Source organism: Candidatus Thermoplasmatota archaeon (assembly GCA_022848865.1).
Classification (GTDB): Archaea; Thermoplasmatota; Thermoplasmata; order RBG-16-68-12; family JAGMCJ01; genus JAGMCJ01.
On sequence record JAJISE010000052.1, the window covers coordinates 1 to 11,970 of the forward strand.

Below are 11,970 nucleotides of genomic sequence, written 5' to 3' on the forward strand. Positions count from 1 at the left end.
TCGTCAATCCCAGCCCGTTGGTGACCCCATTGGTGAGTCCAGATCTGAAGGACCTCAGGCCATTGACGACCCCGTTCGTCAGGCCGTTGACCCTGCCGAGTCCGTTGACCAGGCCGTTCGTCAGGCCGTTTACTCTCCCTACTCCATTGACAAGGCCGTTCGTTAGGCCATTCACTCTTCCCCTGAGACCGTTCACGAGTCCATTCGTGCGTCCCCTACCATTCGTCAGGCCATTCGTGCGTCCTCGACCGTTTGTGAGCCCATTTGTCCTTCCTCTGCCGTTCGTGAGCCCGTTCGTTCGCCCACGTCCCTTTCCATTGGTCAATCCGTTGGTTCGTCCGGGCCCCCTGCCGACGCTCTTCCTGGCCAGGCCGTTCGTTAGGCCTACGCGGGCAGATGGCGCGGGTTCCTTCTCCCGAGATGTTTCGGCCTCTGGAGCTATTCTGGGCCTTCTCGACTTCAGCTCGGCTATCTCCCGTCTCAACATCTCTCTCTTGTCAGCCTCTGCGGGCTTCGGGACTTCGATATCGGCCGGCTCTGCAATGGGCTCAGGTACCCCAATCAGGGACGTGTCGAATCGGGCACCGCAGTTCTCGCACTCGGTAGCATCTTCGGAGACGGATTGTCCACACATGGGACACTCGTACAGCTGTTCTCTCGCAGCCTCTTCTCTCACAACGTCTTCCTTGTCATATGACAAGGCCATCTCACGGCACTTGATCGCACTCTCCCTGTCGCCCATTCGAGCGTGCACCTTCGCCTTGAGTATCCAGACACCCGGATAGCGGGGGTCCAGGTCCGTGAGCCCGTTGAGGGCCTCTATCGCACGTTCATGGTTACCGATCTTCTCGTAAGTGGCACCCTTGACAAAGAGAGCGTCCGCGTCCTCTGGGTTCCGGTCCAGCTTCACGCTGCAAACTCTCATTATGCGGTTGATGTCCATCCCGCCGATGTCTGCCGTTGACTCATTCATACCGCAGTTGTCACAGAACTTCTTCCCGCTCGGAATGGTCTCCGAGCAATAGGAGCACTCTCTGCCGGGTTCTTCTGGTTCCGGCGGTGCTACGTCTACGGGCTTCTTCGCGCCCTTCGTGGAGTAGACGAGCGCTTGCTTGTAGCATTCCGTCGCCTCATCTGTCCTGCCAAGCTCCTTGAGGGTATTCGCCTTGGAGGCCCACGCTCCAACGTGGGATGGATCTGAGTTCAGAATCTTGTTGAAGCATTTGAGAGCTCTCTCAGGCTCACCCTGGAGGAGCAGTCTTGTACCGAGGTCAAACCAAAGCTGCGGGCTCTCCGTCTCGGGGACATCCTCGGTCTTCTCAGGAGCCTCCTTCGCTTCCTGCTCCTTGGCATCATCTCCGATTCCGGAATCGCTGACAGCTAGAGGAACATAATTCGAGTCCACTCTGGTGTTCTTCATCGAGAGCGCGCCGACCTTCCTCACTATTCGGTCCCCTTCCCGGGTGCGTTCGATGTCGATGACCCCGTCAAAGGGCTGGAGCAGCGTGGAAAGCGTGACGCCATCGTGCATCTCCTTCTCGACCAGGAACAGGGACGTGAAGCCCATCTTCTCAAGCTTCGCCTTCGTGCTCTGAGCAAACCCGTAGACCTTCTGGATGTCGTACTCGTTCAGAGCGGGGGAGAGTATCTCCACGACGGCCCTCTTCTCCGTGCTCTCGTCCAGGTCGGCAATGGCCCGACTGAACGCGATCCCGACGTTTATCAGGTCAATGGAGCACCTGAGAACGCCGCCGTCTTCCTCTATGTCGATGATGGCCTTCTCCTTGTGGGAGTACCAGTCTATGATCCTCAGCAGCCGCTTCTTCATGAGGTCCTCGGCGTCGATGCCAACCGCCAGCATTCCCCGCTTGAACTCCTCTGGCGAGACCGAGGACAGAGTGACGATGACCGCTTCGCCCTTCAGGATCCCCTCCTTCAGGAAGCTCAGCGCGAGGTCGTACTTCTCGTTCCCCGATGGCCCTTGCACTGCAACCGACGTCTTTCGTGGAATTCCTCCCTCGATGAGGGAATCAATGACCTTGATGCCTATTCTGGCTCTCTCGACCATCCTACACCACCTTCTCCCCGGACATGACCTCGATTCCTCTCGGAGTGATGAGGAAGGGATGCTTCGCGGTGTCGTGCTTCGTGAACCTCATCTTCCTGACCGTCAGGGTCCGGCGAAGCTCTCCTCTCACATCCTCCAGTCCCAGGACTATGAAGGAATCCGCCACGAACTGCTCCACCCCGAACCTCGTGAGGCCCTGATCCTCCAGCGACTCCGTGATGAGAATGGTCGTCAAATCCTGCTGTCGCAGGTAGCGTGAGAAAATGAACAGCTCCTCTCTGAACTCCTCCACGTTTCGGTAGTGCAGGTTGACGATTGGAAGGGAGTCCAGGACGAGCCTCTTGGGTTTCATTTTCGGGATGAAGCTCTCGAGGAAGTCCATGATCTCCCTGAAGGAGACGACTCCCCGGTCCTGCTCGGTCCTCATCTCGCCCAGATCGATGAGGAAGAGCCTTCCTTCATCCTCAGGCCCATCCAGGTGCATCTCGAAGTGCCTCATGGCGCGGATGATGTTCTCGCGGTTCTCCTCCAGAACGAGGTAGAGGCCCGCGTCGCCGTTGTCCCTCGCGCCGTTGAAGAAGAACTGGGTCGCGAGCAGCGTCTTCCCGCTTCCCGCCGGACCAGAGACCAAGTTGACACTGTTCGTGGGGAATCCGCCCCTCGAAAGGACATCCAGTCCCGCGATGCCAGTCTTGACCCTAGACTCGTTTCCTGTCATACACAGCGTCCTCTGGAAAGACATCCAACAGCCCATACTCCGTCGCCAGGCTCGAAGCCTCCTTTGGCGGCGCCCTCAGAGCCAGCTGGAAGATCCTATTGGCCGTGGTTGGTCCAACTCCTTCGCTGCACAGCCCAAGAACCCTCTCGAAGACGGCGGTGAACGCCCTCTTGAGACCGATCAGATCACACTGGAGCTCACCGCTTTCGATGGCTTCCCTCAGTCTTCTGAATGTCGAGGCGTGTCCTCCCTTGATGTCGATGTACGCAACGATGTCTGAGATATCCTTCTCAGTAGAATCCTGAAGCTCAGAGAGCGCCTCTTCCGCAGCGGGGTTTATGATCGCCCACCCGATCTTCTCGGTCTTCTTGATCATCCCGAAGAGGACCGATGAGTAGAACTCGCACACGGGGACGAGGTCATCGTCCTGGCTGTCCCGTATGTCGATGTCCAGGGATATCCTCGGGCTCCTGAGCCTGTATTCATGAGCCTTCCTCGTCCTGCAGTCCCTGGTTCGTCTGTCGAGTATGCCGACCTCGTGCAGCTTTGTCAAGTACTTCGAGGCAGTCGTCGTGTGTATCTCGAGCTCGGACGCTACGTCGCTGGCGATGGACCAGCCCTTCGTATGGAGCAGCTTGAGTATGGGCAGTCCGTGCCCTCCTGCAAGTATGTCCACAGTCTCTTTGAAATGCTCTCTCTTCATGTCGGCCCCGCTAAATTCTAATCTCGTTAGAGTGGCTTCTGAACGCTCTAAGAGGAATAGAATCTTGACATATATGTAGACTGACTGATAATTATCACCGGTGATAATCCACTTCCCCACATAGCCATGGACAAGCACGACTCGGTGGGCCAACAACCAGTGGCCATCACCTGATTGACAAAGGGTTAAATCGAAATCCTCCTATCCATGATGTGTGAGCGTAAGGCAGATATGGAAGACCGAGACCGAGGAACGACTGGACCACATCCATCTTTTGGCGGGGGAAAGAGGGATACTCATCTCCAGCGGTTCGAAGGTGGTGTTTCTCGATGAGGCTGGGCTGAAGAGATGGACCGTTTCCCTGAAGGGGAGGGTGGTCGGTTTCGGCTTCTCCCCGCAAGAAAACACGTGCTTGATCGCATATGAGAACGGCATGCGCTTGGTGAACCGTATAGGAGTCACGATGAAGGAAACTCCCTTGCCATCCTCACCCGTGGATTTCGCGGTCTCCGATATCGCTGCCGTCCTCACAGAGAAAGAGCTGTTGGCCTTCAGCAGGGAGGGGAGAGAGCTCTGGAAAGTGGACTCTGGCGGGAAACATGTGACCTGCTTCCGCGGAAGAGTTTTCGTGGGAGGTGGGAAGAGTCTGATTGCATTCTCGAAGGCCGGTCGTTGTATCACTGAGGCCGAGTTTCCTGATGCCATTGTGGCGCTGGCATCGGGTAGGGAATCTCTTTTCGTCGTGCTTCGTCACAGGCTCCTATCCGTCACAGAGGATTGTGATCTGTCTTCGGAGCGGTCCTTGGATGACAGTGCCCTAGATCTCTCTGCCGATGAGTATGTGGCGGTTCTCCACCCGCACAAAGTCGTGTTGTATGATGAAAGCGGTGAGGAGAGATGGCTGTTGCGCGAGAACGCATCCGCTGTCTCCACGAGGGGAAGTGGCGTTGCAGTCGCTGCGGGGAAGCAGCTGTCCTACCATGAGGAGATCGGTGAAGGAGACATTCTCTATGAGATAATGTGCCGGGGCGACTCACGCTGTGGTACCTTCGTCTCATCATCATACATCAGGCAATGCCCGAAATGCCGATCAAAAAGGATAATGGTGAGGGTTATCAGGAGAGGCATCAACTAGGCCATGATTCTGGTCACTTGGAATCTTCCCCCATCGAAGACCATTGCGAAGTATCTCGTGTCGTGCTGGACGCTTCTCATTTTGACGCATCTTATTCTCCTTTGCACCTCGAAGTCCCCTCTCTTCTCCATCTTCAAGAACACGATCCCATCGGCGAGGTAGTCTTCTTTGTGCTTCCCGAAGGAACTCCATATGTCGGGACTGGACATAATGGGAGAACTGACCCCCGGCATCTCCGTTATTATGAAGGTCGTGAGTCCGAGCGACTTGAACCACTTGAGCAACTTGAAGAACTCCATCCTGAAGTCGTCAAACTTCGCCAGAGCCTCAACCGCGTCGAGTGAGTCGAGAACCAGAAGTCTGTAGTCAAAACCCTTCTTAATGCTCTTCGTATACATCTGGAGGAAGTCTATCCAGACGTCCTGCTCTGCATCCCGCATCTTCTTCCTCAGCTCACTCAAGTCTAGGACGCTGACCCGGTCCTTCACGGTTTCAGGGCTCATTCCGAGGCTCCTCATGTGGTCGAACAGACTGGCTCTCTTCTGCTCAAGCGATATGTAGAGCCCCTTCGTTCCATTGTTGATGGCGTTGTTGTACAAGACTGAGTACGCCACTGAGGATTTCATCGTGCCAGGTGTACCGACAATAAGCACATTGTGTCCTTCGGGTATCCCTCCGTTCAGAATTCCGTCAAACCCATCTATGTACGTTCTGATTCTCGGTTTCATGCTATGCCACCTTCTGATACAAGTCCCACTATCTCATCTCTCATGCGATATCCTTTCGATTTCATATCCGTCCTGACGTTGTCTATGTCTACAATCTCCCCGAATTCCATCATTGCCTCTTGCGCTCTGTCCGCCAGACGTATGAGATCCGCCACAGTAAGGTTATCCAGTCTCTTGTTCAGTTCCCCAAGCTCTCTCGCCAAGACGAATCTTCCCGCCTCTCCGAAGTACTTCAAGAAGACCAACAGGAGTCCTTCTCTCATGGCCTTCTCTGACATCTTGGTGGCTCTTGCCTTCCTTGTGTCTGGCGGGACGTCCATTCCGGCATACACAACTTGAGGAATGAGCGATTCCACGGTGACGGGCGGGTCCGCTTGAAGCCTCTGGGCTTCCTCGATGTCGGAGTTGTGGAATCTCATTAGGTCTTGAGAAGTTGCGTATGATTCATTCTTCCAGTTCCTGAGCATGGCGCCGTCGCCTGCATGGACACCTAGTGTATCCAGGGCACTCGTTATCCACACGGCAAGGTCCGGAACATCCTCGAGCAACAAGTCCTTGATCCCGATGCCCTTGCTCCTGCAATACCTCCGGAGGAGGTGTCTGCTGAGGTTGCCGATGTGGGCCTCGAGTATCTCAAGCACTCTAGTCTCGACATCAGGGAATTCCATCAAGCTGTCTCCAGATACGACGAGTCGAGAAGATTCAGTGTTTGTCAGGAGGGACAAGGGGACGAGGAACGTGCAATCGGTGCGTCTTGCGATCCTCCGCATGGAAGAGACCAACTCTCTCGCTGAACTTGTGTCGTTGTTGCACACAAGTAGTGGGAAAGCGTCGACAAGAACAACACCATTACTATGAGCTGCTGCGAAATCCCTGATACAGTAATAGACTCGACCCAGATCCCAGGCCCTGATGCTGTCCTTTCCGTTTGTGAATGAGATCTCGATTGAGGCAGCATTTCCGATTCTGGACTTGAATGCGGATTGTCGCATTCTCGAGGAGGCCAGCACGAGTCCCGCCTTCCCATTGTCAAGCTCATCAGCGAAGATCGACCTCGAGTACTTGGGCCTCGCCTCGCTCACGAAGTGAAGCCTTCCAGGTTCAGGGAGGAATCTCAATGCGTTCTCCCGAGTCCTTCTCTTGGTCTTGATATTCACCGGCGGACAGTCTGTCCTGAGGAGTGCTATCAGTATCGCCACACCAGAGAGGGGGAACCCCAGGTTCGGACCAATGAAGTCGTCAGCGCTCAGAATCCTAAGCTCCTGGTAGTAAATCGGTCCCGTGGCAAGAAGAATGATGAGGGTAAGCACGAGGAGATATCCCTCCTTTCGAAGGATTGAGGATCTCAGCCAGACTGCAGTAGACTCCGCAAAGGAGATTGCGAGGCAGAAGACGATGTAGTATATGAAAACGGAGTGGTCGTAGAGGTCCGAGCTCGTCCAGGCCTCTACGACTGAGACATAGACTATGCCCAGAGACGGAAGGAAGATCATGATTGGCAAGTAGATTCTTTCTGTAAACGAGCGTCCGTGGAAGAATGCAAGGACGAGGATTGCGATGACAGGGAAGACCATGACAGTCGAGGACAAGGTTAGAATATCCAACCCATTCTCGTGGAGTTGTCTTCCTACAAGCCAAGAGATGTTCACCATTAGAAACAGGATGTGAAGTGCAACGAACAGCGTCTTCATCCTTCCTCGATTGAGAAACAAGATTCCTGCGACCAAGACCGCCAGCGTGAAAACCGAAATCACAAGAACGAGGAGGAATTCTGGGGTCATCTCCTTCTCCCCCTCCCAAGTCGCTCGAAGAAGATTAGCTCACCACACACTCTCTCGTCCAGTCTCCCACCCAACTTCCGCCACATCTCGGAAAGCTCACCTTTGGAGCCGATCCCAAGTGCCCGGAGGTCTCCTTTGTCGAGGTCAGCTAGGTACTTCCGGTCAATGCCTGCTATTCTTAGCCTGAGAACCTCAGTGTCATCGCTCCCTCTCAGCCTGGCTGAAACCACGTTCCCAGGCCGGATTTCCCGTTTCTCTTGAGGCTTCCTGAGTGTGGACTTCTTCAGACCGTGCCTAACCCTGTCCAACTCGTCCAACTCGAACTCAAGGAATCTCTTTGGCCTCGAGAAAGACCGGTACTCGCCTGTAATCGCGAATCTGAAGGCAAGAACCATCATTATGACTGTCACTGCACCTGCGATGATCAAGATGGGAAGGCCGAGTTTGTAGAACTCAGCATGAAACCAGAACCCGCCGACGAGGACGGCAGAAAGGGCAAAAAGGATCAGAGCCCTCAACAGGACGAGTCCCATTCGTTTCCATCTCAAGGTCATCCCATCCTAGCAGATCGCCTTGGTGATTTCGAACCACTTGTTCTCATGTATGAGCGTGAAGTAGTCCGTCTTGTGGTCGACGCTCCTCATCTTCACACATCTGATCCTTCTCTGAACATCAACATTGTTCACTATCGCCATCTTGAGCTCGAAAATGGCATCAGCGAGGAAAGCTTCGTCGAAGGTTTCCTTGAACCTTAGGAAACCCAGTAAGTCTGGAGAGGACTCTGAGACCACGAAAGCGGTCACGTTGAGTGACCTGAGCCACTCGAAGAGATCGAAGAGGTTCCTCCTCCTGTCAGGGAAGTCGGCAACCAGCTCCAAGGCCTCGAGCGAGTCTATGACCAGCAAATCGAAACCGTGCTTCTTCTTGAGCTCCTCCACCTTGGCTTGAACTATGCCAAGGAACCCGTTCTCTGCTACAGGGCTGTTCGGGACCCTCTTCTTGAGCGACCTCATCTTCTCATCCAACTCTTGGAGCTTCTCTCGACCTCTGCTCAGGTCGAGTATCGGTATGAGTTTCGATGCCGCCACAATCTCCATGCCGAGCGATTCCATCTGGTCCGACAGGCTTTCCACATCCTGTTCGAGCGTGACATAGAGACCCTTCCTTCCTTCCAGGACGTTGTTGTAGAGGATGTAATAGGCCAGCGAGGATTTCATCGTCCCCGTCGGACCATGGATCAGGGTAATGTGTCCTGGGGGAATACCTCCCCCTATCTCCTCATCGAACCCTCTGACGTAGGTCCTAATCCTCTCGTTCGAATGTCTCGCAATCCCTGACCACTCTCTGGACGTTGAAGAAGCCATGTTATCTCCTGACCGCTCTTGTGACATTGAATGAGCCATCATCCCAGGAAAGGGCCATATATCCTGTGCCGTGGTTCGCCTCTCGCATTTTCAAACATCTGATCCTTCTCTGGACATCCACGTCGTTGACCAGATGGAGCCTGAGGTGGATTATCCCATCGGCAAGGAAGTCCTCCATATTCTTGGACTGAATCACGTTTCCGCCAATCACGAAGTCAGGTCTCTCGCACACGACGAGAGTCGTGACTCCGAGTTGCCTCAACCACTCGAAGAGCCTGAAAACCCTTGACCTCTTGTTCTCAACCTCCCCTAGCGTCAGTAGGGCGTCGAGTGAGTCGATGACAATGAAATCCAGCTCGAACTTGTTCCTCAGTCTCTTGATCTGGGTGTAGAGCATGTTCATCCATTGTTCCCTTGTCCTCGACGTGTGGCTCTTGATATGAGCCATATCGAATATCCTGAGTAGCTTCCGCGCTCTTTCGTACCGCATTCCAAGAGAGGAAGCCTGGGCAATCAGACTGCTAGTGTTTTGGTCGAGCGTCACATAAAGCCCCATTCTTCCCCGTTCCATGGCATTGTTGAAGAGGATGGAAAACGCCAGGGAGGACTTCATTGTCCCCGCCGCACCGGCTACGATGACCGTGTGACCCTTTGGGATCCCGCCCCCGAGAGCTTCGTCGAACCCCTTCACGTAGGTCGGCAGCAACTCCTTCTCCTTCGCTGATTTGACCTTAAGCCTGCTTGAGATGAGAACCTCCTCGTTCTCTGCCTCTGTGGGAGGAGACTCGTCCTCAGATGAGACAATCTCATCTATCTTCCTCTGTAGCCTCGAGACATTCTCGGCGCCTATCCTGTCCTCTCCCGTTCCATCAGATTGAGGTGTCCCGACTGCAGTCTCCTCTGCTTCTTCGGGTGCCGCTTCGGAGTCGGGCATGTCATCATCAGGTGCGCTTGCCGTCGGGCTCGCCTCGTGAGACTCGGCCTGACCCGGTGAGGGGAGTTCTTCCCTCTCGACTTTACGTGGGGCTTGCGGCGCTTGGTCTGCCACGGAGGCGGACCTTTGGTAGCATTCACTCGCTCGCCTGTGTCTTCCCATTTTGGAGAGGACATTCCCTTTCTCTCGCCAAAGGAAGGAGTCACTGGCATCCAAGGCCAGTGCCTGATCGTAGAGGTAGAGGCTCTCCTCAAGCCGATTCTCAGACATGGCATCCTCAGCCTGCGAAATCAGGGCGATTCTCGATGTGCTGGGTCCAGACCGGGCATCGTAACGCATGCTGGCTGGCAAGTCACTCCAAGAGGTCGTCCCAGCGATCAGCGTTTGCATGCCCTTGTTTATGAGGACCGCCTCTGCATTGTTCCTCCTGATTCTTGCCTCTGTATGATCTGGATTCAGCCTGAGAGCCTCTGAGAAGGAGGCATAGGCCTCCGCGATCTTCCCAAGAACCCCAAGCAGATCTCCCTTCGAGTGCCAGGCCTCGGTGAAATCAGGTCTTATCTCTAGGGATCTGTCCATCGAGAAGAGGGCATCCACGAATGATTTGGTCTCCCTTTGGGACCTCCCTTTCATGAACCAGAGTCGGGCGTCTTCCGGGTTCTCTTCGATGGCCTTCTCATAGCACCTGATGGCATCGACGTGGTTTCCTAGTTTCGCAAGGCACACACCCTTCTTGTACCATCCCTGCGGATCCCTCGGTGACAGCTCAAGAACCCTGTCCAAGAACTCAATCGCCTTTGCGTACTTCTTGAGTTCCATTGCTGCACTCGCCCTGGCCATCCAGTCGTCCACCTGATCTGAGCAATCCGCAGATACCGACGCGTCCTGCATCGCAGGGCTCCCCTGCACTGTCACCCCCGATTCAACAGGCTCGGCTGCCTCCTCCTTCTTGGGTCCTGCTTTCCCCAACACGGCTGTGAAAACCTCGCCCGTCATCACCCGCTCCAGAACGACAGGTTCCGGGGAAGACTCCTCGCTGGATCTCTTCTTCTCGATGAGACGCACTCCACACACGCGACATCTGACCGCATTCAATCTGTTCGGTGATTGGCAGCTCGGGCATATTGGCGGACGTTCCATCGCGATTCCCTGTCCTACATGCTCATCGGTCTTGTTATGCTGAAAACGCCGTTCTCGAACACGAGGGCGAAGTAGCTGGTCTCATGTTTGGTCCCTCGCATCTTGACGCATCTTATTCTCCTTTGCACATCCACATCGTTGACTTGATGCATCTTCAGATGGATGATGCCGTCCGCGAGGTAGTCGGCTTCACTTCGCTTCTCCCCCCACATGAGTCCTTGGATTGTCGGCTCGGACGGGACCTCAGTTATCAGGAACGTGGTGACACCCCACTCCCTCAGCCATTCGAAGAGGCGGAAAAGCTGGGCTCTCTTTCCCTCGGCTCTCTCCAGGAACTCCATGGCGTCCAAGGAATCCAGAACAAAGATGTCGAAGTCGGAGACTTTCCTTTTGAGGCCGACCACTCTCTTCAGGTACTCAATCCAGAATTTGGCCTCGGTTCTTTCACCGACTTCCTTCTTGATCCTGGCGATGTCGAATATCTCGATGTTCCTCAAGGGCTCCTCTCTTGCGAACCCCATGGAATACATCTGAGACACGATGCTATCGCGTCTTTGCTCGAGTGTTACATACAATCCTCTCGAGTTGCTGTGCGCTGAGTTCTGGAAGAGAATGTTGTATGCCAATGAGGACTTCATCGTTCCTGGAAGTCCAGATAACAACACGACGTTGCCTTTCGGAATCCCTCCGGCCAAGGCATTGTCGAAGCCCTCTATAAACGTCCTCACTCTGCTGCTAGCTCCGCGGTTCGAATCGGGTGACGATGACATCGAAATTGGCTCCTTTTTTCCCTCAACCAGGGACTCCATGATCATGCACCATTTCCTCACATTACATCGTTATTCGATGTTGGTTTCCTCCACGGTGACGAGATTAGCGTTGCTCTGTTTCATCTTCTTCTGGGTGAAGCCATACTCATAGTCGAGGAACTCATTGACCAGCCTTTTCTCGTCAACTGCGGTCACAAACGCGTACTTGTTAGCATCAAACCGAGTCCAGCGCGGATCGGACGCTCTGCCCCTGTAATGATGGACTCGCCACTCCCGCCCAAGGTTCTCGTCATAGCGCATCTGGATGACTCCGTCGACGAGAGATTCCAGGAGACAGACTGTTCTGTCATCATGCACACCCTCTTGGAGAACGTACAGAATCGAGCCATATTCGTTTTTCACACGTGACGAAACGATCTGGAAGAACTTCGCCATGGCCTGCGGGGAATTGTACAGGAAGAGTGTGGATAGTGTGTAGAAGATGATCCGGACAGGTTCCCCTAGCCTGACGGCTGCCTTCGAGATGGACAGGCCTATGCTCTCGATGTTGCTCAGGCTGTCGATTCTCAATATGTCTGGATCTTGGGACACATCATGCGACTCCCCAATCGTGGGCGAATAGCAATCCA

General features: G+C 54.4%; 11 protein-coding genes. 1 reads left to right on the plus strand and 10 read right to left on the minus strand.

Annotated elements, in window-relative coordinates:
* The 3 genes from LN415_08585 to LN415_08595 form a co-directional block, all read right to left on the minus strand.
* The coding region (locus LN415_08585) for a tetratricopeptide repeat protein (protein ID MCJ2557143.1) at positions 1–2,068 on the minus strand (2,068 nt) is incomplete at its 3' end.
* 1 nt (position 2,069) lies between these two features.
* Positions 2,070–2,786 (minus strand): AAA family ATPase, encoded by a 717-nt coding sequence (locus LN415_08590; GenBank protein ID MCJ2557144.1) that lies wholly within the window; start codon positions 2,784–2,786, stop codon positions 2,070–2,072.
* Positions 2,767–3,489: a hypothetical protein gene (locus LN415_08595; protein ID MCJ2557145.1), complete on the minus strand. Its 723-nt coding sequence runs from the start codon at positions 3,487–3,489 to the stop codon at positions 2,767–2,769. Before LN415_08595 ends, LN415_08590 begins: the two co-directional genes overlap by 20 nt.
* Before the next feature lie 214 nt (positions 3,490–3,703).
* Here LN415_08595 and LN415_08600 point away from each other — a divergent pair, with 214 nt between their 5' ends.
* Complete coding sequence (locus LN415_08600) at positions 3,704–4,624, plus strand: hypothetical protein (protein MCJ2557146.1); 921 nt, start codon at positions 3,704–3,706, stop codon at positions 4,622–4,624.
* Here the strand turns inward: LN415_08600 and LN415_08605 are convergent.
* The 7 genes from LN415_08605 to LN415_08635 all read right to left on the minus strand — a co-directional run.
* Entirely contained in the window at positions 4,621–5,352 is a 732-nt protein-coding gene (locus tag LN415_08605) for a hypothetical protein (protein ID MCJ2557147.1), read from the minus strand. The two genes, LN415_08600 and LN415_08605, sit on opposite strands and share 4 nt — an antisense overlap.
* The gene (locus tag LN415_08610) at positions 5,349–7,133 is read right to left on the minus strand and encodes a DUF835 domain-containing protein (protein MCJ2557148.1); all 1,785 of its coding nucleotides are present in this window, start codon (positions 7,131–7,133) and stop codon (positions 5,349–5,351) included. The genes LN415_08605 and LN415_08610 overlap by 4 nt, the downstream gene beginning before the upstream one ends.
* The gene (locus tag LN415_08615; GenBank protein MCJ2557149.1) at positions 7,130–7,666 is read right to left on the minus strand and encodes a hypothetical protein; all 537 of its coding nucleotides are present in this window, start codon (positions 7,664–7,666) and stop codon (positions 7,130–7,132) included. Before LN415_08615 ends, LN415_08610 begins: the two co-directional genes overlap by 4 nt.
* Positions 7,667–7,693: 27 nt before the next feature.
* Positions 7,694–8,497 (minus strand): hypothetical protein, encoded by an 804-nt coding sequence (locus LN415_08620; protein ID MCJ2557150.1) that lies wholly within the window; start codon positions 8,495–8,497, stop codon positions 7,694–7,696.
* A gap of 1 nt (position 8,498) precedes the next feature.
* Positions 8,499–10,571 carry a tetratricopeptide repeat protein gene (locus tag LN415_08625; GenBank protein ID MCJ2557151.1) on the minus strand — a complete coding sequence of 691 codons (2,073 nt, stop codon included), beginning with the start codon at positions 10,569–10,571 and terminating at the stop codon, positions 8,499–8,501.
* Positions 10,572–10,585: 14 nt separating this feature from the next.
* The gene (locus LN415_08630) at positions 10,586–11,299 is read right to left on the minus strand and encodes a hypothetical protein (GenBank protein ID MCJ2557152.1); all 714 of its coding nucleotides are present in this window, start codon (positions 11,297–11,299) and stop codon (positions 10,586–10,588) included.
* A 111-nt stretch (positions 11,300–11,410) separates the two neighbouring features.
* Positions 11,411–11,970, minus strand: a 560-nt coding sequence (locus LN415_08635) for a hypothetical protein (GenBank protein ID MCJ2557153.1), incomplete at its 5' end; no start/stop codon positions are given.